The following is a 24,918-nucleotide window of genomic DNA, read 5'->3' as shown; positions in this document are numbered from 1 at the left end:
GCCTTAAATTAAGATTTTTAAAGATATATCAATTAGAGCATATGGCAAATAATCAATCAAATATAAAATACAAATACAATCTTATAGTATAATATTGATTGCCAATAATTCTTAAGTTTCTTTTTTGACCCATTCTTTTATTTGTTCAACATCTCTGTTAAGTTTAATAGCAATTTCTTCTATGTTTAGTCCCTCCTTATACATTTTAATAGCATTCCTCTTTTGCTGGTTAAACCAAGCTTGCCTACACCCAGGATGAAATCTTTGATTTTTGCGTGGATTTAAGATTGGCAGTCCGCAAAATTCACAATATGTATAACGAATCTTAATTTGTTTAGTAACAATCAGCCAAAAATGTAACCATATTGCCTGAATAAGATCAGTATATCCCCAACTTGGTATAAAATCTATTTTAGATTCTGATTCCATCATTACGCCCTCAAAATCTATTCTAATATTTATATTTGCAGTTCTAAAAGCTATAACCACGTTAATCAAATTTGTTGCTAATTCAATGACCATATAGTCTGTCATTAATTCGGTCAACATAAAATTTATCATTTCTTTATTTCCAGACTTTACACTTTCAATAAATATAGACTTATTAATATCAAATTTTTTCATAATCTCTTCCCATTCATCAACTATATACTGAATATATTTTACAAAACCATTTCTAAACGTTGTAGCATACGGTATACTACTGAGCTCAGAATTTGTATGTATAATTTTATCTACAAATTCATAAAAATCTATCAATGTATTTCGCAATTTTTTTATGTTTTTGCTCTTCAATTGATCATATAATTGAAATACAAAAAATGCTTCACGTGCATACTTGTATATATCTTCTATGTTATATTTATTGATGGGTATATCCAAATCTACACTTGCAATTTTATCTGATACTCTTTTTAAATATTTCAATTTAATTGATTCTACCAAATTGCCGCCATATGTTTCAATAAATTTAATAATCTCTTCTTCATTTACTTCACTGTTTCTCCCTAAATTAGAAAAAGCAAAAAACAAATCCGGAAAATCTATTAACGGTCTATACTCTATATTTTTACTTCCTTCTATCGGCACTACATATCGACCTTTAGGAAATACTAATTTGCTTTCATCCGTATTATAATCATATGTTAATAAATCAAATTTTAAAGGCATTAATTCACCTTCAATAAACGGTAGTTTAAGAGAAAAACTATCTTCTTCTTTAATATAGTATTTTTCAAATCTTCTTATGTATGTGGTTTTAGCCATCTCTGAAATATCAGTATTTTTTGATCTTCTAATTTCGTCCATTAAATTTACACCCTTTACTAATCAGGATTGTTTACGTAAGTTTACATTAAAAATACTTGAAATTTTATAATCTTGTGTATATAATAAATTGAAATTAAAAAAAAGTCAAGGAGGTGACATAAATTGGATAAAAAATTATTAAGACTTCCTGAAGTAGCAGAAATATTAGATTTAAAAGAAGACAGAGTATATGCTTTAGCCAGAGAAGGCATTTTACCTGTTGTTCATGTAGGAAGACAATTAAGAGTTGATCCTGATAAACTGTTAGAATGGATTGACAATGGCGGAAAAGCTTTCGACGGCGGCTGGAAAAAATCGAGTTAAAATAACCTTTATGTTAATTAAGGAAGGGATCTGCAATGGACAAAAATACCATAGAAAAATCTATGGCAAATAAAAAAGATAAATTGAACACCAGCTATAATATAAGCAATAATTTTGAATATGTCAAATCTAATATTTCCCTATTACAGGCTATAGAACTTTACGGTTTTAATCCTGTAAAAAAAGGCACTCATTATTTTATCTTATGCCCATTTCATGCGGATAAGAACCCTTCCTTAGCAATCTATGAAGATGTCTATCATTGCTTTGGGTGCCAAGCTCATGGCGATGTTATAGACTTTATTTCAAGATATTTTAACTTAACACCGTCAGAGGCATTAGAAAAGCTTGCACAAGATTTCGGCATAGATCTGCCCAGTAAAAAGCAAAAAAAGAAGTTCAAAAGACAAGCTCTTAAAATGCAAAAAGACAACAAGCTATATAAAGAATATATTCGCAAATACAATGAAGTATATAACTACTTATGTAATCTTAATCAGTTATACACAAAAATAAAGCAAGCTGTTGAAAAACCTGAAGACATAAATATAACTGAATTTATTGAAGCATGTCATATGCAGGACTTAATACAGTACTGGATAGATTTACTCCTTGAAGGCAGCATCGAAGACAAAATACACGTGATAAAGGAGGTGTTAGATTGGAAAACAAAGATGAAATAATTAAAGCAATAAAAAAAGCACATGCTGAGCCTTTATTTAATGAAGAAAGTGAACAAGAATATCATTCTCCATATGAAATAATCGAAAACATAATTTACCACGTTAAGATAACAAAAGATGGAGTTGTATACATGCCACTGTGCAATTTTGAAGCACACATTATTGAAGAAATCATTAAAGACGACGGTTTAGAAACAAAGACATACTTTAGAATTAAAGGTACAACCAAAAATGGCACTCCATTAAAAGATATAATTGTACAATCAGATAAATTTGCAGGCTTAAACTGGGTTACTGCAAACTGGGGAAATCGAGCCATAATATACGCAGGAAGCAGCATAAAAGATCATTTAAGAACCGCAATACAAGTTTTGAGTAGCGATAATGTGAAAAGAAGAACGATATATACGCATTTAGGCTGGAGAAAAATAAACAATAAATGGATATATCTATACAATGGTGGTGCAATAAGTCAATATGGAGAAGAAAACAATATAGAAGTAGAACTGGAAAGCTGCCTTAAAGATTACAGACTTGAATTGCCAAAAGATGACGATGAATTAAAAGATTGTATTTCAAAATCATTGGAATTTTTAAATTTGGCTAAGCCGGAAATAACTTTTCCGTTTTTAGCTGGAATATATTTAGCACCATTAGGAGAAATGTTAAACATCGATATGAGTCTATTTATAGCAGGCCCAACTGGCAGTCAAAAAAGCGAAATAACTGCCTTAGCGCAGTCACATTATGGCCGGAATTTCAACGGCAAGAATTTACCTGCCAGCTGGGAAAGCACAGAAAACTTCCTTGAAAAACTATCATTCCTGGCAAAAGATGCAGTGCTTACTATAGACGATTTTGCACCGCATGGAAGCATTGGAGACATTCAAAAATTAAACAAAAAAGCAGATTTTATCTTCCGAAATCAAGGCAATGGCTCAGGTAAGGGTCGAATGAACAGTGATATATCTTTAAGACCTTCATACAAATCAAAGACATTATTAATTTCCAGCGGTGAAGATGTACCAACTGGACAGAGTCTAGTTGCAAGGCTTGTCGTTATAGAGATTAACCATGGTGATATTGATCTTGAAAAACTAAGCATCTTACAGGAATATGCAAGAAACGGCGTATTCACAAAGGCCATGGGCGGTTATATCAAATGGTTAAGCACAAGAATTGACTTGTACAAAAAAACATTGCCCAAAAAGAAAAACGCATTAAGGGATTTAATACGTAAAAGCAATATTGTATGCCACGACAGAACGCCAGACAATATTTCTCATCTTTTGGTAGGCTTAGAGGTATTCCTCATATTTGCTAAAGAAAAAGAAGTGGTATCAGAAGATGAGGCAAAAGACATCTACGGAAATGGATTCAATACATTATTGAAAATTGGTAAACAGCAGTCACAGTATCTAAAAGTTGACGATCCTGTTGATAGATTTTATTCACTTTTGATTGCAGCTATAACAGCAGGTATGGCACATGTAAACAAAGCTGAAAATGATGGAGTGCCAGAAAATCCAAAGCAATGGGGCTGGGTTAAAGATGAAAAAGGTATTTGGAAGGAAAAAGGCACTTTGATAGGTTGGATCTCAAAAGACTATCTTTTGTTAGAAGGTGATATTGCATTCATGATCGTGGAAGAAATGGCTAAAAAGCAAAATACTACACTGCCAGTAACACAGAGAACTTTATGGAAGAGAATGCAGCAACGAGGAATGCTTGTAGCAGAAGAAGGCAGAAATACAGTAAGAGAATATATAAATGGCAAACAAAAAAGAGTCAAAAAAATTCCTCTAGATAAGTTATATTCCATAACTGGACTTACTGGACTTAGTACTCTGAGTCCTAGTTAAATAGCGGCTTCTATCAAGTCCAGAAATTGTATAAACCGGTCATACAACTGGACTTACATAATTATGACCAGTTATGTGACCACTTTAGAACAAAAGTGGTCTTAAAAAACAATTGAAAAATCAGCAATATCAAGCATTTAAGTCCAGTAAGTCCACTAAGTCCACTTTTGTAATAAGACCATAATAGAAAAATTACAATATAGTGCTCAACATATAAAATAATTAAAAATAAAATCATGATCTGTTCATTTAAAAAGAGCTAAATACGGTAAATCGTATCACTGAAAGGAGGTGAAGTTAATATTATGAATTACAACAACGAAGAAATGACTCGTGATGATTTTGATTCATTAGCCGGACTGTTAATACAGAAAAACCGTGCTTTAATGAAAATTATTGATAATGACCAAGATGCCAAATATTATAATAAAATCATAGACATAATCGATTCTTATATATACGAGATAATTGGCATTGAAGAAGAAAATGTAAACAAATTAGTTGATGCAATTCTTGAGTTACTTGTAAAAGTTCAAAAAGAAGACGAAATACTGCAAAAGGAAGATAAATAAATTCTCAGTTGTTGCTAACCATACCCTATGCTTTAAATCGCATAGGGTATTTAAATATTTATATTGAATTTTTTGAATATTTGTTATATAATAATATCGAAATAAAAGGAAAACAAGCATAAAAATAAAATGCGTTATGCATCATTCTCTTTCCTCTACGGTTGAAATATCCGGGCCTTCAGAAAACATTTTTGCGAGTATCAAAGGATTAACTTTCTGCCGCTAAAGTTGATTCCTTTGCATATATCCGAATATTTCATAAAAGAGAATGGCAATGGAAGGTTGCTTGATTTTCTAAAAAGCAGTAGACATCATGCATTTACGCCAGCGGCAAAGCCCTATAGCTCACGGGCTTGGATAAGAGCAGACGGAATTTTAAAAGCAACAGTTATCCGGCATGATGAAATACACCACAGCAATATCATAAGCTATATCGCAAAAATCACTGCAGAGGTATTCTCTATCATGCTATGCGGATAATACATTTAGAGAAGATAAAGCAGCTTACCGGCTTTATCAACGACATAATCACAACTGGTAATGATGTTTTAACAAAGGCTAATCTTACTTTATAGATATATAACTTACTCACGCAGCGATAATAGGAGAATATAAACGGCGAAGCTGGTTATATTCCTCAGTTAAGACATGCTTTTTAATCAAAAGGCAATCATTATGCTGGAAAAATTTCGGAAGTGGCAAAGTGCAAAAGTTGCACTTTGCTAAATACAAAAAATACTAAAAAAAAACGGCTGTAAAACCGGAAAAATTTCGGTGATAGAGAAGTGCAAAATTGACACTTCTCTAAATACAGATAATGGAAAAACAATAAATAAATTGTCTGAAATAGCTAAAGTTTCTCCAAATTGATAACACAGACTTTTATTGATATTATGCCTTTAAAGGAAACATAATTGTTTAAAATGATAACTGACATCTATTTTAAATACGAAATCTGTTAACATTTTTTACTTAATAATTTATTTAAGCCTGTTATATAGGCTTTCATCATTGTTATCAATATAAGTATTTTCTGTAATTTAAAATAGATATGTAGATTATGGATTAATTTGTATTTTACCTATAGATAAAAGCAGAATTGACAGTTTTAGAACGTGCTGAAAATCTTAAAAAGTGGTCAAGGAAATTATTTCGCCGACCTCTTAAAATACAGGAGTGATCTATAAAAATAAAATATCCTGAAGTAAAACGTGGAGGATCACCAGGTAAAGCAGGCGGTGGGAAAATAGCAATACCGAAAAACGAAAAAATTTCGTCTTTCGTTGAATCTACTGCTATAAAACTAGGAGTATCACCAAGATAAGACGTCCAAATAGCTGAAAAAAATTTTACGAAAATAGTATACCAAAACAGGACATTGTGTCAGTTCCTCTTAAAATACAGGAGTGATTTTAATGAGCAGACAAGGAAGCATTTTTTATAGATTGCTTAATAGTTTAAAAGAACAGCAGTCATTTGGAAAAAGTAAATATACTGTCAAAAAGAAAGCTAGAGAAGAAGCGATAAAGAATGGACTTCATGGTCAAGATGTATTTAATGCTATGAATGATGCAGTTTTTAATGCTGGTATCTTCTCTGTGCAGACTTATGCAACTTATCGTAATGAAGTTAAAAGATTTGCTGATTGGTGTAAATCAAAAGGTGTAAAGAATAAAGACTTTGACAAAACAAAGGATATGGTATCAGATTATTTAAGCGAAAAAATCTCACTGGGTCAATCAGCATGGTCTATAAAGGTTGCAAAAGCAGCTCTTAGAAAAGCGTACAAAGATAATAGCCTTGCTGATGATATTAAAATACCCGAAAGAAGACTAAAAGATATAACAAGATCTAGACTTGAAAGACCTGATGATAAAAAAATTAATTTGGATAACTATAAAGATTTAATAGATTTCTGTAAATCATCTGGTTTAAGAAGGCGTGAAGTATCAGCTATCACTGCAAATGATATTTATAAAAAAGACGATAGATTATATGTCCATGTCAAAAACGGTAAAGGCGGTAAGACAAGAGAAGTTCCTATACTCAAAAAATATCAGCCTAAAATTGAAAGCATATTAGAAAAAGCTAAAGATAGAGGAAATGAAAGGCTTTTTACAAGAATTCCAGAGCATCTTGATATACACAGTATGCGCCGTGAATATGCTCAAGACAGGTTTATAGAAATCAGAGGAAGAAGATACAAAAAGCATACAAGAGATAAAAGAGATAGAGAAGCAGTAAGAGAAATAAGCAGAAATTTAGGTCATAACCGTGAAAATGTGACAGTATCACATTATTTGTCATAAAAAATAAAGGTGGTTGATCACGCCACCTTTATTTCTTTAGTGGAAATACATCCACCTTTTTCATTTGTTGTAGGCATTCCGCTTTTTATTTTTAGAAACCAATTCACCTTTAAAAAATTTTTATTTCCACTTTCAATTATATTATGACATATAAAAAGTAAAATGTCAATAGAATTTTAAAAATATTTTCACTATTTTATTAAATATACTTAAAGCTTAATTCGAGCTTCTAAAAAATAGCACGTCTGCGAAGAATGAGCAGAGGTGCGCCATAAATTCGGATTTTTGATTTGAACAAAGCGAAATCGTTTATAATTTTAATTAACAAATACAACCACTTTTATTAATCCAATATTTTACATATTTTATTTATTCATATAACTTCTGACACTACCACAATAGACAGACAATATCAATTAAATAGAAACTCCCTCCTAAAAAGGAGGGAAAAATTCATTTAAGCTTAATTACGTATTTTGTTCCTTTATTTTCGTATCAGTTTCGTCAGTTATCCAAGGTGCTCTACAAAATCCATCTTTGTGAGATGTAAGTTGACCTTTTGCTATTGCAAAAGCCTTTAAAGCGTCAACATCTACTTTCTCAGCCAAATTTTCAACTGACAATCTTAACCCTCCTTTCTATAAAAGACTTTTAGGTATTTACGAAACCCCATAATGCTCTAAAAAGCGGGGTTTCGTTTATATTTTCAAAGGATTTCCTCCACTTTTGTTGAATTATTATATAATACACTATATTAACAAATAGGAGGTATCCTTATGAAAACCAAGTTTAAACAATTATCTATCAGTGATGTCTTCACTGATATTGAATGTATTTTTGAAGAAAACAAGCCTAAGTTTATCGAATTATTTGATTCTTATATTGATTTTTCTGAAATTGTGCCTCAGTCTTTTTATGACCATTATTACAGTTATTATGACCTTCATAGAGTCTTCAGTCTCGAGTCTATGCTTTCTTCTTTGGTTATCCAAAAGATTCTTTCTATACCTACTATTCAATTACCTGTTCACATTCTTAACCTTTCTAAGGACCTTAGAGAACTTTGTGGGTTCTTTAAAAGAGTTCCTAATGTTTCTCAATTCTTTAGATTTAAATCTCTTTTCTTGCGTGATCTTGATGATTTTTTCCATAATCTTGTCAATATTACTCATCCTATTTGTGAGCAAATCAGCCCTACTCTCTCTAGAATTTAGTTGCTGATATTGCCGGCATTGAACCATATGTCAGAGAGAATGACCCTAAATTATTTGATTCTTTTTTCCGTGAGGCTAAAAAATTCTCTAAGTCTAATCCTGACTTTAATGCTCACAGGTATGCCTGCAGTAAAATGCCTAAATTCACTTCTTCTAATCCTGATGCTAAATTCTGTTATATTAACGGTCACTATTGTCATGCTCACAAAACTGCTATTGTTACCAATGCTTTAGGTGTTGTTTGTCATGTTGATTTTTATGATGATAATTCTTTAAATCCTAATACGGCTAAATCTGCTCACGAATCTAAGTATCAGTATGATACTAAAAGTCTTATCCCTGTCATTGATAATTTCTTTTCTCTTCATCCTGGTTTCTCTCTTAAATATTTTTTGGGTGATTCGGATTTTGATGCTTCTGATAATTATAGATATCTTTTTAAGGAACATGGCATAATTCCTATTATCCCTCTAAATTACCGTAATTCAAAATATCTGCCTCAACCTGATGTTGCTTCTGATGGAATCCCTACTTGCCCTTATGACCCTTCTCTTAAAATGAAGTATGATGGTATAACTAGGGAGAAAGGCAGAGCTGCCAGGATTAAATGGCTATGTCCTATTCTAAAAAGGTTAAAATAGGTGATAAAACTACTTACATCCTTAAAAGGCACATTCCTTTTTAATATTTTAATAGCTTATACTACTGGTATAGTTCTCTTTTCTGCGAGACTAAAAGCGGAGCATGCTTGCATGTATAACTCATTATATTAAGTATATTTATAAAATGACTATCTACTATAAGAATAGCTAACCTATTATAAATAATTACAATTTTTGTGGCAATTTTTAATTAAAATGTTCTAAGTATAAAAATCAATAAAATTTATATAAAATTAATTAATTGATTTAACCCTATTATATGTTTTATATATAAGCGCTACAGTAATCTCTGCAATTCCACATAGTATAAAAATTACCTTTGCGCTAAATACATTTGTTAAAGCGCCACCTATTCCTAAGGATATTATCGATAAAGGATCGACTAATGAACCTAAAAATCCATAAACTTTGCCTCTATTATCGTCATTAGTATTTTCTTGTATTATCGTATCTGTAAGTGTTTCAAACACTACAAATATTATGCCTAAGAAGGTAAAAAGTATTGATGATAATAAAAATATTTTGCTGTTTGAAAATGCAATAAGAGTAATTCCATCAAAAAGCAGTACAGTCGTCATAATTGAAATATTATTAAATTTCTTTCCTATTGAATTTATCAATATACCTCCAATAACCCCTCCAACACCTGCTAACGAAAAAAGCATACCACTTCTTGCTGCAAGCAATTTCTCCCCACCTAGGTAGTTATTAACAAAAATATACACAAGTGGCGTTTGCATACTTATTATAAGCGTACTCAATAGATTAAGATTTATCACTTGTCTTATTACCATGCTGCCTTTGATAAATCCTATTCCTTGCTTTACTTCATTTGCCATATTGCTGATTGTTTTTGAAACATCATCAAATATATTCTCACTTTTATCTTCTTGAGCCTTTTCATCTAATCTAATAAAGGCAATTAAAATCGCAATTATGATAAATGTAAGACTATCTATTAAAAAAGATATATCATTCCCAAATATCGAAACAATTATACCACCTATAGAATACCCCACTATCATATTTATACTTGATAAACTGCTTCTTATGCTATTTGCCTCTAAAAGATGGTCTTTATCAACCAAAAGCGGGACAATCGAACTTCTAGCGGGATATTCAAATGATGTTAATATACCGTTTATAAAACTAATTATGTATATTAGGCTCATGTCATTTGCAAATATCAATCCAAAAGACGTAAAAGCAAATAATATATATAAAATCATCAATATGTTCTTTTTTCTCATCTTATCGACTACATTCCCAGCAAACAAACCTAGCAAAAAACTCGGTATCCCTTCAAGCATTAGTGTTGCACTTAAAGACAGTCCACTATTTGTAAGATACAATATTTTACTTGAGATAGCTATCGTCGTAAGTCTTGTGCCAATACCTGATATTACATAGCCAATAATATAAAGCATAAAATTACTATTTGATAGAAATATTTTATTTCTTTTTGCAAAATCATTTATCATGTCATCACTTCTTTCCATAATCTTTAATTTTCTTTAATTTACTCACTTATTCTTAGTATTTTGAAATTAACAAAATAAAACCTTTGAATTAAATTTATATTAATAAGAAATATTGAAATTAGAGGATGTCGGTTATGCTTCTTTGTATGGTCATCGCCATAATTGTGATTTATACTACCGACACTCTAAGCCTTATATTGTCAAAGATCATTTTCTAAGATTTTGTGAGTTATTGTCTTAAACTAAAAATATTTGCTACTGTTTATTAAGCAGCATTACATGCAATCTCTGGATTTTAATGCCATTTCAACACATTTTGTTCCTATTGCGTAAAGAACTCTTATAAGCTTACAGCACAGTGCTATGAACGATTACTCTCGCATATTTTCGGCCATTTTTGGTCGGGAAATTATCATCAAAGTTCTTTACTTTTCTTGACATGCATATGATTGATAATAACTATTTTAATTCCTTTATATCTAAGAAACTTTACTAAAACTCATAGTATCCTGTGGGTTCCATGCTATAACGTTATCTTTAGCATATTTTTTGCTTATTTTAGTAAATTATTTATAGAATTCAACAAAGCCTCTTTTATTTGTTGGTAAAGCTAAGAGTTTTACCATGCTTAATTCCTCTAAAGTCCTCTGCTCTTGCTACATGTTTTTCTTTCGCAATATTAACTACAAAAATTAATGTTTGTTCATTTATCTGCATTATTTTTATTTTGGTTATAATTCATTTTAGGTACCTCCAATGATAGTTTTAATTTATTTAGAAATGGGTAAATTCATTACCACATATTCTACCATGATATGCCTTTTTATCAACCTTCAATTTTGTCCATTACAGGAATGCTCCCTTTAAATAGCGTATTAATTATATGATTTATAATCTCTTTTCGTGCATTACAATAATGTTCTCTTTTTTCATTAATTGTCCATCCGTTTATTCTTCTATGAAAACACCCACCCTTACATATCGAAAAATATACGCATTTCATACATTCAACACTAATATCACTACATAAATTTTTAAATCTGCTGAACTGATCTCCACAAATGATATCAATAAAATTATTTTGATTAATATTTCCTAATTTTAGAGAACCAACATTTACTAAACATTCACATGGATAGATGTCTCCATTTGATAATATAGCAAGATTTCGTCCACAGTTACCAGAAAATTCACATATATATTTATCTGGCTGTTCAATATTATAATGCCAATTTATTGTCTTATCAATTATATCACTTAATGTAATTATGTTAATACACGAAAAATTAATGCTATACCATAAATCAAAAATTTTAATTAAAAATCTTGATAAATCATCTGATGAAGGGCTTAGCTCATCATTATTGTAAAAACAAGGTATAAAATCAATTAATTTTATTTTAAGTTTATCAACAAAAAAATTAAAAATATCTTCTGGAAAATTCGAAGAAAATTTAGTAATAACAGATAATATACCTATTGGTACATGTTCTTCCTGAAGTTTTCTAATATTCTCTATTATTACATCAAAAGTACCATTATCATCTATAAACTTACGATATTTATTATGTATATATTTTGGACCATCAAGGCTAATTCCTAAACTAAATTTGTTATCTTTAAAAAAATTTATCCACTCATTATCAATTAATGTAGCATTAGTTTGTAAATAATTAAATATCTTAATGTTAGCATCTTTATTAAGTTCACTATATCTGTTCTCTATCTCCATCATCTTTTTATAATAATCCAATCCAGCTACTAGTGGTTCGCCACCATGCCATACAATATTTAAAATTAATTCTTGTTTATTACTTTCAATAAAATTTATATAATTCTGTAGGATATTTTCAAAAGTACTAGCATCCATATTACCAAGACTATCAAAAATATTATTGGTATTCCCCCTTTTACAATAACAATAATCGCATTTCATATTACAATGTTCAGATGGTTTGATAAAGACTTGTTTAATTTTATATTCATAATCAAAAAGCATTTGTAACCCTTCTTTCAATAATATTTAAAGACTTATATTAATTTAAATTTATATTTTTCTTTTCGGAAAATATAAATCTAAATTATTTAGAATATGGTAAATAATTCCCTTTCTTGCCTCACAATAATAATCTTTTAAATTATAAGTATATTGAGGTAATCTCCTATTTAAACAACCAGCATGACAAATATCTAAAATATCACATCTTAAACAGTCTTTACTTACGTTGTTATATAATTCTTTAAATTCATTAAATTCTCGTTTTTTTAATATACTTATGAAATCTTCTTCTTTTATATTTCCCAATTTCATATAATCAATAGGGGTCAAGCATTCACATGGAAATATATCACCATTTACAGAAATACTATAATTACGTCCACATACTTCACCCAACTCACAACCTACATTTACTCTAATATTTTTATCATATTTACGCAAAATGTTTTGGAAAATGTCATTTAAAAATCTAATTTTTATAACATTTTTATATTTTTTCATCCAAATATCGAATATGTTAATCATAAAGTTCTTATAATTTTCAACTGATAATGTATATCTATCATTATAAAAATAACATGGAATAAAGTCTACAACATTTATTCCTAAATCAACAAAGTATTCCAATATCTGGCCTCCATAATTTACATAATCGTTATTAATTACAGATATAATATTAATTGATATATTACATTGTTTGAGTAATAATATTCCATTTATTGTATCTTCAAATGATGAATATCCCTTCCTATTTAATCTATGTTTGTCATGGATAAATTTAGGTCCATCTAAACTAATTCCTATAATGAATTTATTGTTTTTAAAAAATTCTATCCATCTATTATCAATTAATGTTCCATTTGTTTGTATTGCATTATGAATTACAAAACCTCTATCAATATAATTTTTTTGCAATGAAATAATTTTATTGTAAAAGTCAATATCAACTATTAAAGGTTCCCCTCCATGCCAAACAAAATTCATAGTTTTATCTAGATTATTAGCCTCAATATAATTCGAATAATCTCTAAACGCCTTCTCTAATATTTCCAACGATAATTTTTGTTTATTTTCCAATTTTGCTTTTTTTCTGTAACAATATTGACAATCTAAATTGCAACTATTCGTCACTTTAAAAATAATACTATTTATGTTATAATCTTTAAAATCATTTAAAACATTCATTGTTGACTACCTCTCTTAATTTTAATTAAAACTAAAATAGCAAAATAATTATCAAATTTTTTCATATATTAAGAAATATTTTGTTTTTTGGTATCATTATAGATTTTAAATGAACGAGAATGAAACTTTCTAACTTTCATATCTTCTTCACGGCAAATAAAAGCAAAACATTAGTATGTAAAAAATTACCTCTTAACTAATTCGGAATTGGTCTCTAGCTTGCATAATTATTACCACTTTAATAAATTTCATTTATCCAATTACTTAATTAAATTTCAAAGTTAACTTTTTTCGATTAATTTAATAATAATACTGTTATTGAATTTTGAAAATAGCTTGTTGGTACAAATTATTTTGTCAATATAAGTCGAATTTTATCGTAACTATTGTACTAGTAGGCTATTAAAAAATTGTTATATTTATTACTTTTTTAATAAAGATCTATGATACCAACTTTTGTTGCCCTGAAAACTAATTCTGCATCCGTGTTTGCTTTTAATAAAATTCGAAGTTTTTTTATATGATTTTTAAGAGTATTTTCTGCAATATGCATTACTTTACATATATCTTTTCTCTCCATCCCATGCGCTAACCAATATATTATTGCTGTATCAATTGAAGTTAATTCCGACTCAATTGTATACAATTTATTTTTATATGTTAAAGCTTTTTCTACACATTTAACTATATTTCTTAAGATAAAACTTTGATAATCTATTTTTTGACAATTTACACATGACAAATCAAGATAAGCAATTATTAAAGCATTTGCATAATCAATTACAGGTATTGCCGTACAATACCAATTTTCTAATATGTCCCACTGATGATCATTACCACATATTTGATACTGTTGTTTATATTCCATTGCTAAACTGACTGCATTTATTCCACTGCTTTCTAGCTTTAAACTGACTCCTTCTGCCAAATTTATTTCTTTAAAATAATTTTCTAATTTATTGTTATATATTAATCTAATGATATAGCCATCTTCATCACATAAAATAAAAAAATAGCCTTCATCAATCATTCTCATATACAAAAAGTCTGTATTTATAATATTATCAAGTACTGTAATAATATCATTTTTACGTTCTTTTCTATGCTTAAATTCTTCAGCTTCAATACTTTTTTTAAATTTCCCGTCTATAAAATTTAAATTTAATCTACTTAGTTTAAGATATAATTCTACATACTCTCTTGATTCTTTTGTTACAGTAATGACTTCAAACAATTTAGATACCTCCATTATTTTTAAAATAGCATTAATCATTAATTAATTCTATAAAATAGCAAAAAATCCTCCTTAATAAAGAAAGAGATGTTTTTTAGGTATTTGCAAAACCTCATAATGCTCTATAAAAGTGGAATTCCGCTTATATTTTTAAATGATTTCCTCTACTTTTGTCGAATTATTATATAATATTTAAATCATCTTGAAACATGAAGGAAATAAGTATTGGAGCCAATTGTTATAACAAAAAACGAATTTATTTCAGGGCTGCATAAATTAAAAGCAGCAAAAGTGCTAGATTTAAATGAAATAGAATGCATAACAATGAGCTACAATAATATTGACAAAGAATTGGCTGAAATTGACAAAAACTTAATAATGACAGAATAGACAGTCTTGTAACATACTGAACATTTAAAAAGAATGAAAGATCTGTATGAAGCAAAGTATCCAGAAACAAAAGCAGGTATAAAATGCGCTTATGGAATGAACAAAGCATCAGGATATAACGTTGACGACAAAATGACACCAACGTTTGCTGAAGATACTGCTAATAAATCAAGGAACACCATAATTCCAATTTCAACTCGCAATCAACTCGCAATCAAAAAGGGTATGCATCTTACGACACATACCCTCAAATATGCTATTTTACTGGTGCGCCCGACAGGATTCGAACCCGTGGCCTTTTGATTCGTAGTCAAACGCTCTATCCAACTGAGCTACGGGCGCACACTTACATACTTTATAATACCACAATTTATTTTTATTTGCAAATGCTAAATTAATCCCCGCTTAAAAAGGGCTATAGACTTTTATCTATAACCCTTACTTTATTACTGCATTCCTGTTTGTGTCGTATTCTGCTGATTTGCTTGCTGATTTAAGAAATTGGCCTGTGCTTGCTGAGCTTGTTGAGCTTGCAACTGTGGTGTCAACTGCTGCAATTGCTGATTTGATGAATCTAATATTTTGCTCATCTGTGCAAATACTTGGTTTGCCTGTATGCTTTGTTGAGCCTGTTGAAGTGCAGCCATAGCCTGTTGTAATGCTTGCTGAACCTGTATATCTGTCTGCTGCTGCTGTTGTTGCGCTTGAGCTTTTACTTGATTTAATAATTGCTGGAATTGCTGCGGTGTGACATTTATGCCCATGCTCTGCAATTGTTGCTGAAATTGCTGCGCTTGCTGCTGTGCCTGTTGTTGAGCTTGTTGCTGTGCTTGATTGTTTTTGCCAAATCTTGCACTTAATTCTTCAGACACTTCACTATTTACTTTTTCACCTAGGTAATCCTCAAATTCTCTCCTATTCAATGTAAACCCTCCTTTAAAAAATTTCCCCGTTATTTAATATTCCCTTTATGATTAGAATTAGTAAATGAAAATTTTACTATTGAAAATTTTCCAAATTATTTACAATGTCCTCGTATATTTTTATCCTATTCATGCCTTCTCTGGCGATGTACAAATTATTTAATGCCGTATTTAGATTGTTTACAAGTTGCGGCAGCAAGTCATACACGTATTCTACCTTTTCAGGTGTATTTTTTTTGTTTAGCTCTATGTTTAAAAGCACATCCTTTTCGATTACAGCTTTCATAGAGCTAATATCTCTTTCAAGATCTTTTAACTTGTATAGTGTCTTTTTCATGCCATTCAGATTGTCTTTTAGAGTTTTTACGTCATTACCTAATTCATCGATATTGGAGTAAATCATGTTTTCTATTTCTTTTAAGCTATCTAATCGATTGTCAGCCTTTCTCAAATAACTTATTAGATATTTTCTATCGTTATTTTCTTCAAATTGACTTTCAATGTACTCCTTAATTTCTTTTTCGCTTTTTTCTAATTTTGCATCAATTTTTGTCACATCATTTGATAAAATCTCATTGAAGCTCATTAATTTTTCAAATATATGTTCTGTTTCTTTTATCAAATTTTCTATCTTTAATTCTGACTGCAGTATTTCCATTTAACATCACCTACATTTAGTATCTCCACTTTTAATGCAAAAAATAAAGTGCACCGCCAAATATTAATTAGCAGTGCACTTTTCATCATCACTTTTTTATGCTATTGTTTAAATCATTAAGCACGCTTCCAAGCTCATCGAGATTTTTACCGAAATCTGTCCAATCGCCATTTTTTGAAGCATTCATTGCATTATTATATATGTCATTTGCCTTCTTTATAAGCTCTTGCTGGGTTTCATTCGTCTGCACTTGTGGAACCTGTGGCTGTGTTGGAGCTTGCAAATTAAATAGCTTGTTTAATGCATTTGCAAGCGTATCCTCCATTACGATTTTATCTTTGTACGCCAGAATAACCCTTTTCACTTCAGGTATTGCATTTTCATTTGATGACTGTATATAGATAGGCTCAACGTAAAGCATAGAATCGTCAATCGGCAGTGTCAGCAAATTGCCTCTTATGATGCTTGATCCTTTTTGATCCCACAAGCTCATCTCTTTTGAAATATTCGGATCTTGATCGATCATGTTCTCAATCTGCATAGGCCCATACACGACAGTGCTTTTTGGAAACTTATAGACTACCAGTTTTCCATAGTTATTGCCATCCATCCTTGCTGCCATCCAAGCCACCATGTTATCTTTCGTGGCTGGTGTATACGGAATCATCAAAACGTACTCAGCAGTTTTTTCTCCTGGAAGCCTCATTATGACATACTGTGACTCTTCCGGTTCTATCTTACCTGTAAATTTCTCCTTTGCTATGTCCCAAGAATCTTCTTTGTTGTAAAAAACTTGCGGATCCGACATGTGATAATTTCTATAAACGCTTGCTTGTATATCAAATATATACTGAGGATACCTTATATGAGCTTTTAAGCCTTTAGGCATCTCGTCTATATTTTTAAATAGCCCGGGAAATATCCTGCTGTACACCTTTATTATAGGGTCATTTTTGTCAGATATATAGTACTTTACATCACCTGTATAAGCATCAACGACGACTTTGACAGAATTTCTAATGTAATTTATACCTGTATCCCCATAAGGCTCTGAATAGGGATAGTTTCCAGAATAAGTGTATGCATCAATCATCCAATACAGTTTACCATTATCTACTACTATATATGGATCATCATCGTATATCAAAAACGGAGCTATCCTTTGAACCCTATCCTTTATGTTTCTAAAAAGAAGCATCCTGCTATCATGCGTAATGTCAGTGGATAAAAGTATTTTTATATTGCCAGTATAAATAGTGTACAAAAACTTGTTTAAAAACGTCATAGGTATGCCTGATTTGCCAGAGTAAAAATTTTCTTTGTTTGTGTCGCCTGAAGGGTAATCAAATTCACCTGTCTTTGTATTTACTATTGCGTACGTGTTTGTAAGCTCTCCAAAGTATATCTCTGGCCTCGTTATCTTTATATTTGTGCTGCTCACTGGCGGAATATTTTTTATCACCATGTCTGGCTGCCCTGTAGCCGTTACATCATTTACGGTTGACATCACAACGCCATACCCATGTGTATATTTAAGGTGCATGTTGATCCAATTTTTCGCTTGGCTTGCCAGATTGTCAAGATTCATCTCCCTCGCAGATATAAAGACCTGCCTGTAATTTCCATTTATCATATACCTGTCGATATCTATGTCATTAAATTTATAGTAAAGCCTTATGCTTTGAAGCTGGTTGTATATTTGGCTTACAGGCCTATAATCGTTTATCCTGATATTGTTTATGGTGTCTTGGTTTTCATCTAATACCTTTTTGTCTATATTGCCGCTTAAATCGTAATTTTTCTCTTCAACATTATTTAAGTCAAATGCTTTCTGAGTAAAGTCAATATTGTACTTCAAATAAGTCTTTTCCTTGTCAAGCTCGTTTGGCGCAACAATGAAACTTTGAACAACCATTTGTGATACAGTCGATAAGATCATGATGGCAACGATTATTACAGGTGATGCTATTATGTATTTAAGTTTTTGCCTAAATGCACCAATCATAAACAAAATGCCGGAAACTATTGATGCCAACATTAAAATCCTGTAAAACAAAAGCCTTACATGAACATCCGTATAGCCTGCGCCAAAGACAACGCCACTTTTAGAGTACAATATGCCATACGCTTTTAAGTAATAACCCAATGAAAGAACGGCAAAAAATACAAATCCCAAAACGGCAATTTGCCTAAAAGCTATCATCAGTATCTCTTTGTTGTAAATAGCTCTAAAAAAACCTCCTCTGTCTGATATCTCATAAAACCTGGTCTTATCGGATAAGTACATAAGCCCATATACGATTATAGTGGCGACTATGAGTATCGGTATTATGATAATAAGCAAATCATATACATCTAAAAGAAATGGCAGTCTAAACATGTAAAGGCTTATGTCTTTATTAAAAATCGGATCTTTCACGCCGAAATTCGCAGAATTTATGTAAAACAAAAAGTCGTTCCACCAATTTGCAGAGATAAATACAGAAATCAAAAAGCTTACAAATATCGATATGCCTATCACCACACCTCTAAATCTTTTGCGTACACTTTTGATTTCAATGTCCTGAGCAAACTTTGCATAGTCTTTAACCATTCTATTCAGGTAGAAATAAGAAAGGATAAAGATTACTACAAACGATGGTACACCTATAGTAAGCTGTGTTAAAAACTTCTTAAAAAACACGCCTAAATAATTCAAGCTATTGAACCACTGTATGTCCACAATAAGATTTGCAAGGCTTGCAAATAAAGCTACAATTAAAAATATTGATATCAATAAAATGATTATTGCCAAATTCCCTCTTTTCAAACAAATCACCATCCTAAAATGTACTTCTTGACACTATTATAATATATCCATTTTATAAAATGCAAAGCGATTTTTATTGATTAATTTAGGCATATAATGTATATTAGAAATAAATAGAAAATGATGATTAATGAGGATGTGATATATGGATGAAAAGGGCTTTAAAAATCTCCCTCCTTGTCATTTTAGGAATCGCTTTATCTATTGGCACAGGTGCATTTATGTTTTATAGAAATTTAAACGTTGTAAACACTGAAGAAAATCCTGTCACAACCAATAATCAAGTTAAAACGTCTAAACAATATAGCAGTAGTCAGAACAAAAAAAATATACTATTTGTCGGTGATGCCGATGGTCTCTCTGACACTATATTCGTGGCAAGCTTTGATGCAAATAAAAAAGAAATCGATATGTTATCGATTCCACGCGATACATATTATCCAAGGCCTGGCTACAATGCACCAAGTGAGAAAAAAATCAATGCGGCTTATTCTGAGCAGAAAATAGACGGTTTAAAAGATGCAGTAGAAAATCTATTGGGAATAAAAATAGACAACTACGTCATTTTAACATATGATGGCTTCAAAGATATCATTGACACCATAGGTGGTGTTGAGGTCAACATACCGTTTGACATGAAATACGACGACAACGTGGCAAATCCACCACTTCACATAAACCTAAAGAAGGGACTTCAAGTATTAAATGGTGAAGAAGCTTTGCAATTTGTTCGTTATAGACATGGCTATGCAGATGGCGATATAGGAAGAATAAATGCTCAGCAAGAATTTTTGAAATCATTCATAAAGAAAGTCACATCACCTACCATAATAACGAAGATTCCATCTCTGGCCATAACCCTAAGTAAAAACTTAAAAACAGATTTGACAGCAAAAGACATCACAACGTACGCATTAGACTTCGTCAAGAATAAGCCTCAAAACATAAATACTTCTATAGTGCCAGGAGAAGGCGGATACATGGGTGATTACAGCTATTATTTTGTAGACCAGCAAAAAGCCATGGAAGTGGCATCAGAGATGTTTGGAGACGGCCTAAACAATGATTCTGTAAGCACAGTCTCGCAAATAACGTATTCACCTATAAATAATACCATTTCTGTTGCGGTCTACAATGGAACAAAAGTACAAGGACTGGCTGCAAAGTACGCTGATGAACTTAAAAATCTTGGCTTTAACGTAGTCAAAATCGCCAATGCCGATGCGAAAAATTACGATGAATCATGCGTTTACGCAAATACCAGCATTGATAAAGCCCACAAAGTTGCCAATGCTCTGTCTATAAAAAACGTATTAAAAGATGAAAAATTAAGCAATACAGATGTCACCGTCATAATAGGTAATGATAAAAAATGAAAAGGCGCAATTGCGCCTTTTTTTCAACAAAAAAAGTAGCCTATGTATGGCGGAGAAGGAGGGACTTGAACCCTCGCGCCGGGTTATCCCCGACCTACAGTCTTAGCAGGACCGCCCCTTCACCAACTTGGGTACTTCTCCATATCAGCTACAATCTATTTTAATATTAAATTCATGGCGGAGAGGGTGGGATTCGAACCCACGGCTCCGTTAAGAGACACTGGTTTTCAAGACCAGCTCCTTAAACCCCTCGGACACCTCTCCAAGCCGGGAACGATATAAAGTATATCATATACCGGCTAAGTTGTCAATATTCATGAATCAATTATTTAATGTTATTTAATCCTTTTACTTCCTTATAACATCACATCTCATATACGGCCTTAAAGCTTCAGGCACAACTACAGAACCATCCTTTTGCTGATAGTTTTCAAGTATTGCTGCAAAAGTCCTGCCGACTGCCACACCTGAACCATTTAGAGTATGGACATACTGGGCCTTTCCTCCATCTTTTGGCCTGTATTTGATGTTTGCTCTCCTTGCCTGAAAGTCCTCGCAGTTACTGCAAGATGATATCTCAACATACCTTCCGTAGCTTGGCATCCAAACCTCAAGGTCGTACTTCTTTGCCGCAGTGAAGCCAAGGTCTCCAGTGCATATAGATACAACCCTATAAGGTATGCCTAAAGTCTTCAGCACATCTTCAGCATCGCTTACCATCTTTTCAAGTTCTTCGTATGATTTCTCAGGCTCTGTAATCTTTACCAGTTCTACTTTATTAAACTGGTGCTGCCTTATTAATCCTCTTGTATCTCTCCCTGCAGAACCGGCTTCCTGTCTAAAACAAGCGCTATACGCGCAATTGTATATAGGAAGTTTTTCACCGTCAATTATGGTCTCTCTGTACATATTTGTAACCGGAACTTCAGCAGTCGGTATCAAGAAATAATCTGTCCCAGCCACCTTAAATGCGTCTTCTTCAAATTTAGGAAGCTGTCCTGTGCCAAACATGCTTCTTCTATGAACCATAAAAGGCGGAAAAACCTCTGTGTATCCATGTTTTTCTGTGTGAAGATCCATCATGAAGTTTATTAGAGCCCTTTCCAGCCTACAGCCTAATCCTTTGTAAAACGTGAATCTGGAACCTGTAACCCGTGATGCCGCTTCAAAGTCTAAAAGCCCCAGCTCAACTCCAATGTCCCAGTGTGGCTTCACTTCAAAGTCAAATTCTCTAACATCGCCCCATCTGCGGATTTCCACGTTATCAGCATCGCTGTCTCCAACTGGAACGCTTTCATGTGGAATATTTGGTATGGTCCATAGAAGCTCTTCCAATTTCTCATCGTACTGCTTTACTTCGCTTTCCATCGCCTTGATTTTGTCGGATATTTCCTTCATCTCTTTTATCAATTCTTCAGCGTCTTTGCCTTCTTTTTTCAGTTTAGCTATGTTTTCAGATTCTTTATTTCTGGTGTTTTTCAAAGACTCCAGTTCCTTTAAGATTTCCCGTCTCTTTTCGTCAATCTCTAAAAATTCGTCGATGTTTGAGTTTTCTTTTTTAAGTTCAATAGCTTTCTTTACCTCATCTGGATTATTCCTTATCCTTTTAATATCAAGCATCATTTGCACCTCCTAATAAAAATATCCCGCCCTATGTAGGGACGGGATTTCCGTGTTGCCACCCTGATTCGGCTTAAAAAGCCCTCATCACTGATTTAACGGTCGCCCGATGGTTATTAACCATAGCTCCAGGCTGGATAAATATGTACATATACTGGTTTACACCCGCCACCAGCTCTCTTAAATATAATACATACTATTGGCCCTTCAACGCTTCTTTTAACTTAAAACTAATTATACTATATAACAAATGCGATTTCAACAATTATTTGCCAATCATAGAACCAAATCTGCTTAAAGGCCAAATTCTAAATACTATTTTGCCCATTATGGCATCTTTGGATACATATTTGTTTTTCCAATACCTTGAGTCAAGAGATTGATTGCGGTTATCCCCCAACATGAAGTAGTGATTTGGCGGAACTTTATACGGCCCAAATGTCTCATTTTTATTCATAGGCTCTTTAAGGTATGGCTCTTTTACTGGTTTTCCATTTCTATACAATATCCCATTTTTGATCTCAATGGTATCTCCGCCAATTCCGATTACCCTTTTTACAAAGCTTACAGACGGATCGTCGGGATACTTAAATACGACTATGTCACCTCTTTTAATAGGCTCAAATCTGTATATGAATTTTAATTCAATAAACTTATCATTAAGCTGTATTGTGTTAAGCATAGAACCTGTAGGTACGTCAACAAGCTCAAACACATACGTCCTGATAAACATAGCTATGATAAAAGCAAGCCCAATAGTTAGTATCCAACTTACAATCTCTTTTTTCGTATTGCTCTTCATCGTCCAATCTCCTTTTTTAAATATACAGTTATTATTATATCACATCAATATTTCAAATACTAACTTTATATACATTACAACAACAATGTATATAATGAATATATGTGTCAATAATTACTATATAAAATAATTTATGGGGGAATATGATGAACGAAATCAAATACCTATTAGAAATTGCCGACATAAAAGACACAGAGTACAAAAACACTTTAGCTTTGACATCTTTGATAGAATTGCTTATCGAAAAAGGAATAATATCTCAATCAGAAATAGCTAAAAAATCATATGAAATCAAAATAAAGACCGCCCAATAAATAAAATCCGGCAAAACCGGATTTTATTTATTCATTTATGTAGACACATAGCTATTCCGATACTATAATAAAGAGTAAGGAGGGGTTTTTCGTGAAAGATTTTCTCTCACGGTATCAAAGCACTATAAGAAATTCAATTGTAATATTAGCAGTCATACTGAGCTTTTACCTATTTGTGTTTAAGCTTATTCCATTTTTAATGCCTTTTGCAGTGGCATTGTTTTTGGCTATTTTAATTGACCCTGCCGTAGAGTTTTCAGAAAAAAAACTGAAAATACCAAGGGGTTTGTCATCTGCATTCTTTATACTTTTATTGATTGGAATAATCGGTCTTTTAATAAGCCTTTTAGTCACACAGCTTGTATTCGAACTCAATACTTTAGCTGAACACGCACCAAGTTACACAAAGAATTTTGATGTAGTGATATCTGATTTGATAGACAGAATTAGGAGATATTATGTATCGCTTCCTACAAACATCTCAACTTTCTTAGAAAGCAATCTTCAATCGATTTTAAATAATATATCTGTGTACGCTAAAAACTTCGCAGGATGGATATTAGGCTTGGCAACAAAGCTGCCTAACTTTTTCTTTATGTCAATAATAACAATCGTATCAACGTTCTTTTTAAGCAAAGACAAATGGCTCATATTAAACTTTATAAAAAGACAGTTTCCATCCAATTGGGCATTTCACGCTGAAAATATAAAAGGAGATCTCTTTCAAACTTTAATAGGCTTTATAAGGGCTGAAATAACCATAATGTTTATCACTTTTTTAGAAGTTTCCATAGGGCTTACGATAATAGGTTTTGATTACGCATTTTTGCTGGGGCTTTTAGTCAGCTTTATAGATATACTGCCTGTTTTAGGATCAGGCTCTGTATTAGTCCCATGGGCATTGTACAACATATTCACCAAAAACTACCTTATTGGAATCTACTTGCTTATCATATATGCCATCGTCACAGTCGTAAGGCAGATGATAGAGCCAAAGATAGTCGGCCAAAGCATAGGCCTTCATCCTCTTGTAACGCTTTTATCCATGTTTATCGGTGCAAGGCTTTTTGGTGGTCTTGGGCTTATAATGGGGCCAGTTTTCGTAGTCGTCTTTAAAACATTCCAAAAATCCGGCATAATACCATCATGGAAGTAAAATACCCATCTTAAAAGCGTAATGCTCTTAAGATGGG

Annotated in this window: 23 protein-coding genes, 3 tRNA genes and 1 other annotated feature; of the genes, 12 read left to right on the top strand and 14 right to left on the bottom strand. The window is 31.8% G+C overall.

All coding sequences use genetic code 11. From position 1 onward, the window contains the following. Positions 1-111: 111 nt before the first annotated feature. On the bottom strand, positions 112-1,308 hold the full coding sequence (locus ACZ42G_RS00290; protein ID WP_464850920.1) for a helix-turn-helix domain-containing protein: 1,197 nt from the start codon (positions 1,306-1,308) through the stop codon (positions 112-114). A gap of 123 nt (positions 1,309-1,431) precedes the next feature. Between ACZ42G_RS00290 and ACZ42G_RS00285 the strand changes: the two genes are divergently transcribed. The 5 genes from ACZ42G_RS00285 to ACZ42G_RS00265 all read left to right on the top strand — a co-directional run bounded on the left by ACZ42G_RS00285 (position 1,432) and on the right by ACZ42G_RS00265 (position 7,058). Next, positions 1,432-1,632 carry a helix-turn-helix domain-containing protein gene (locus ACZ42G_RS00285; protein WP_045413510.1) on the top strand — a complete coding sequence of 67 codons (201 nt, stop codon included), beginning with the start codon at positions 1,432-1,434 and terminating at the stop codon, positions 1,630-1,632. A 35-nt stretch (positions 1,633-1,667) separates the two neighbouring features. After that, complete coding sequence (locus ACZ42G_RS00280) at positions 1,668-2,315, top strand: CHC2 zinc finger domain-containing protein (RefSeq protein WP_464850919.1); 648 nt, start codon at positions 1,668-1,670, stop codon at positions 2,313-2,315. Further along, complete coding sequence (locus tag ACZ42G_RS00275) at positions 2,294-4,177, top strand: hypothetical protein (protein ID WP_464850918.1); 1,884 nt, start codon at positions 2,294-2,296, stop codon at positions 4,175-4,177. Before ACZ42G_RS00280 ends, ACZ42G_RS00275 begins: the two co-directional genes overlap by 22 nt. Positions 4,178-4,482: 305 nt before the next feature. Next, complete coding sequence (locus tag ACZ42G_RS00270) at positions 4,483-4,749, top strand: hypothetical protein (protein ID WP_015312182.1); 267 nt, start codon at positions 4,483-4,485, stop codon at positions 4,747-4,749. Positions 4,750-6,164: 1,415 nt separating this feature from the next. Then, entirely contained in the window at positions 6,165-7,058 is an 894-nt protein-coding gene (locus ACZ42G_RS00265; RefSeq protein ID WP_464850917.1) for a tyrosine-type recombinase/integrase, read from the top strand. Between the two features lie 467 nt (positions 7,059-7,525). On the opposite strand, the gene ACZ42G_RS00260 is transcribed toward ACZ42G_RS00265, so the two are convergent. After that, positions 7,526-7,681: a hypothetical protein gene (locus ACZ42G_RS00260; RefSeq protein ID WP_013296614.1), complete on the bottom strand. Its 156-nt coding sequence runs from the start codon at positions 7,679-7,681 to the stop codon at positions 7,526-7,528. A 153-nt stretch (positions 7,682-7,834) separates the two neighbouring features. On the opposite strand from ACZ42G_RS00260, the gene ACZ42G_RS00255 reads away from it, so the two are divergent. Both ACZ42G_RS00255 and ACZ42G_RS00250 read left to right on the top strand, forming a co-directional pair. After that, positions 7,835-8,272, top strand: coding sequence for a transposase (locus ACZ42G_RS00255; protein ID WP_049774865.1), 438 nt, complete (start codon positions 7,835-7,837; stop codon positions 8,270-8,272). 134 nt (positions 8,273-8,406) lie between these two features. Further along, entirely contained in the window at positions 8,407-8,913 is a 507-nt protein-coding gene (locus ACZ42G_RS00250; RefSeq protein WP_049774864.1) for a hypothetical protein, read from the top strand. A 254-nt stretch (positions 8,914-9,167) separates the two neighbouring features. Here the strand turns inward: ACZ42G_RS00250 and ACZ42G_RS00245 are convergent, their stop codons facing one another. The 4 genes from ACZ42G_RS00245 to ACZ42G_RS00230 all read right to left on the bottom strand — a co-directional run bounded on the left by ACZ42G_RS00245 (position 9,168) and on the right by ACZ42G_RS00230 (position 14,833). Further along, positions 9,168-10,433 carry an MFS transporter gene (locus tag ACZ42G_RS00245; protein ID WP_094397252.1) on the bottom strand — a complete coding sequence of 422 codons (1,266 nt, stop codon included), beginning with the start codon at positions 10,431-10,433 and terminating at the stop codon, positions 9,168-9,170. A gap of 808 nt (positions 10,434-11,241) precedes the next feature. Next, positions 11,242-12,414, bottom strand: a complete 1,173-nt coding sequence (locus ACZ42G_RS00240) for a radical SAM/SPASM domain-containing protein (protein ID WP_013296612.1) — start codon at positions 12,412-12,414, stop codon at positions 11,242-11,244. A 48-nt stretch (positions 12,415-12,462) separates the two neighbouring features. Then, the gene (locus ACZ42G_RS00235; RefSeq protein WP_013296611.1) at positions 12,463-13,599 is read right to left on the bottom strand and encodes a radical SAM/SPASM domain-containing protein; all 1,137 of its coding nucleotides are present in this window, start codon (positions 13,597-13,599) and stop codon (positions 12,463-12,465) included. A 430-nt stretch (positions 13,600-14,029) separates the two neighbouring features. After that, complete coding sequence (locus ACZ42G_RS00230) at positions 14,030-14,833, bottom strand: LuxR C-terminal-related transcriptional regulator (RefSeq protein ID WP_013296610.1); 804 nt, start codon at positions 14,831-14,833, stop codon at positions 14,030-14,032. Between the two features lie 225 nt (positions 14,834-15,058). On the opposite strand from ACZ42G_RS00230, the gene ACZ42G_RS00225 reads away from it, so the two are divergent. Both ACZ42G_RS00225 and ACZ42G_RS00220 read left to right on the top strand, forming a co-directional pair. Beyond that, positions 15,059-15,223 carry a ParB N-terminal domain-containing protein gene (locus tag ACZ42G_RS00225; RefSeq protein WP_155812159.1) on the top strand — a complete coding sequence of 55 codons (165 nt, stop codon included), beginning with the start codon at positions 15,059-15,061 and terminating at the stop codon, positions 15,221-15,223. A 33-nt stretch (positions 15,224-15,256) separates the two neighbouring features. Next, complete coding sequence (locus tag ACZ42G_RS00220) at positions 15,257-15,526, top strand: hypothetical protein (protein WP_081441834.1); 270 nt, start codon at positions 15,257-15,259, stop codon at positions 15,524-15,526. Here the strand turns inward: ACZ42G_RS00220 and ACZ42G_RS00215 are convergent. From ACZ42G_RS00215 to ACZ42G_RS00200, 4 genes are all read right to left on the bottom strand, one after another. Then, positions 15,489-15,565: transfer RNA gene (locus ACZ42G_RS00215), tRNA-Arg, on the bottom strand. The two genes, ACZ42G_RS00220 and ACZ42G_RS00215, sit on opposite strands and share 38 nt — an antisense overlap. Positions 15,566-15,669: 104 nt before the next feature. Beyond that, complete coding sequence (locus tag ACZ42G_RS00210; RefSeq protein ID WP_085113274.1) at positions 15,670-16,146, bottom strand: hypothetical protein; 477 nt, start codon at positions 16,144-16,146, stop codon at positions 15,670-15,672. Positions 16,147-16,222: 76 nt separating this feature from the next. Beyond that, positions 16,223-16,804 (bottom strand): hypothetical protein, encoded by a 582-nt coding sequence (locus ACZ42G_RS00205; protein ID WP_464850914.1) that lies wholly within the window; start codon positions 16,802-16,804, stop codon positions 16,223-16,225. 88 nt (positions 16,805-16,892) lie between these two features. Then, positions 16,893-19,613, bottom strand: coding sequence for a UPF0182 family membrane protein (locus ACZ42G_RS00200; RefSeq protein ID WP_464850912.1), 2,721 nt, complete (start codon positions 19,611-19,613; stop codon positions 16,893-16,895). Positions 19,614-19,762: 149 nt separating this feature from the next. Here ACZ42G_RS00200 and ACZ42G_RS00195 point away from each other — a divergent pair, with 149 nt between their 5' ends. Further along, positions 19,763-20,989, top strand: coding sequence for an LCP family protein (locus ACZ42G_RS00195; RefSeq protein WP_464850910.1), 1,227 nt, complete (start codon positions 19,763-19,765; stop codon positions 20,987-20,989). Between the two features lie 47 nt (positions 20,990-21,036). Here ACZ42G_RS00195 and ACZ42G_RS00190 read toward each other — a convergent pair. The 4 genes from ACZ42G_RS00190 to lepB form a co-directional block, all read right to left on the bottom strand. Further along, a tRNA-Ser gene (locus ACZ42G_RS00190) sits at positions 21,037-21,130 on the bottom strand. 34 nt (positions 21,131-21,164) lie between these two features. Next, positions 21,165-21,253: transfer RNA gene (locus tag ACZ42G_RS00185), tRNA-Ser, on the bottom strand. 84 nt (positions 21,254-21,337) lie between these two features. After that, on the bottom strand, positions 21,338-22,609 hold the full coding sequence (gene serS, locus ACZ42G_RS00180; protein ID WP_085113270.1) for a serine--tRNA ligase: 1,272 nt from the start codon (positions 22,607-22,609) through the stop codon (positions 21,338-21,340). 34 nt (positions 22,610-22,643) lie between these two features. Next, positions 22,644-22,829 (bottom strand) — a binding site (T-box leader). A 45-nt stretch (positions 22,830-22,874) separates the two neighbouring features. Continuing rightward, positions 22,875-23,411 (bottom strand): signal peptidase I, encoded by a 537-nt coding sequence (gene lepB, locus ACZ42G_RS00175; protein WP_013786854.1) that lies wholly within the window; start codon positions 23,409-23,411, stop codon positions 22,875-22,877. 146 nt (positions 23,412-23,557) lie between these two features. Here lepB and ACZ42G_RS00170 point away from each other — a divergent pair, with 146 nt between their 5' ends. Together ACZ42G_RS00170 and ytvI are read left to right on the top strand one after the other, a co-directional pair. Further along, on the top strand, positions 23,558-23,725 hold the full coding sequence (locus ACZ42G_RS00170) for a hypothetical protein (protein WP_013786853.1): 168 nt from the start codon (positions 23,558-23,560) through the stop codon (positions 23,723-23,725). Between the two features lie 91 nt (positions 23,726-23,816). Next, positions 23,817-24,881, top strand: coding sequence for a sporulation integral membrane protein YtvI (gene ytvI / locus ACZ42G_RS00165; RefSeq protein ID WP_085113269.1), 1,065 nt, complete (start codon positions 23,817-23,819; stop codon positions 24,879-24,881). The last annotated feature ends 37 nt before the right edge of the window (positions 24,882-24,918 follow it).

The sequence above is a fragment of the Thermoanaerobacterium calidifontis genome, assembly GCF_055381745.1.
The sequence above is the reverse complement of the archived record's forward strand: the minus strand, read 5'-3'. Positions and strand labels throughout refer to the sequence as shown.

Bases quoted from the DNA above. Each gene is read 5' to 3' on its own strand.
- lepB (WP_013786854.1), bottom strand. From the start codon at position 23,411: ATGAAGAGCAATACGAAAAAAGAGATTGTAAGTTGGATACTAACTATT.
- ACZ42G_RS00280 (WP_464850919.1), top strand. From the start codon at position 1,668: ATGGACAAAAATACCATAGAAAAATCTATGGCAAATAAAAAAGATAAA.
- ACZ42G_RS00265 (WP_464850917.1), top strand. From the start codon at position 6,165: ATGAGCAGACAAGGAAGCATTTTTTATAGATTGCTTAATAGTTTAAAA.
- serS (WP_085113270.1), bottom strand. From the start codon at position 22,609: ATGCTTGATATTAAAAGGATAAGGAATAATCCAGATGAGGTAAAGAAA.
- ACZ42G_RS00250 (WP_049774864.1), top strand. From the start codon at position 8,407: ATGCCTAAATTCACTTCTTCTAATCCTGATGCTAAATTCTGTTATATT.
- ACZ42G_RS00195 (WP_464850910.1), top strand. From the start codon at position 19,763: ATGAAAAGGGCTTTAAAAATCTCCCTCCTTGTCATTTTAGGAATCGCT.
- ACZ42G_RS00255 (WP_049774865.1), top strand. From the start codon at position 7,835: ATGAAAACCAAGTTTAAACAATTATCTATCAGTGATGTCTTCACTGAT.
- ACZ42G_RS00170 (WP_013786853.1), top strand. From the start codon at position 23,558: ATGAACGAAATCAAATACCTATTAGAAATTGCCGACATAAAAGACACA.
- ACZ42G_RS00245 (WP_094397252.1), bottom strand. From the start codon at position 10,433: ATGGAAAGAAGTGATGACATGATAAATGATTTTGCAAAAAGAAATAAA.
- ACZ42G_RS00270 (WP_015312182.1), top strand. From the start codon at position 4,483: ATGAATTACAACAACGAAGAAATGACTCGTGATGATTTTGATTCATTA.
- ACZ42G_RS00240 (WP_013296612.1), bottom strand. From the start codon at position 12,414: ATGCTTTTTGATTATGAATATAAAATTAAACAAGTCTTTATCAAACCA.
- ACZ42G_RS00205 (WP_464850914.1), bottom strand. From the start codon at position 16,804: ATGGAAATACTGCAGTCAGAATTAAAGATAGAAAATTTGATAAAAGAA.
- ACZ42G_RS00290 (WP_464850920.1), bottom strand. From the start codon at position 1,308: ATGGACGAAATTAGAAGATCAAAAAATACTGATATTTCAGAGATGGCT.
- ACZ42G_RS00235 (WP_013296611.1), bottom strand. From the start codon at position 13,599: ATGAATGTTTTAAATGATTTTAAAGATTATAACATAAATAGTATTATT.
- ACZ42G_RS00220 (WP_081441834.1), top strand. From the start codon at position 15,257: ATGAAAGATCTGTATGAAGCAAAGTATCCAGAAACAAAAGCAGGTATA.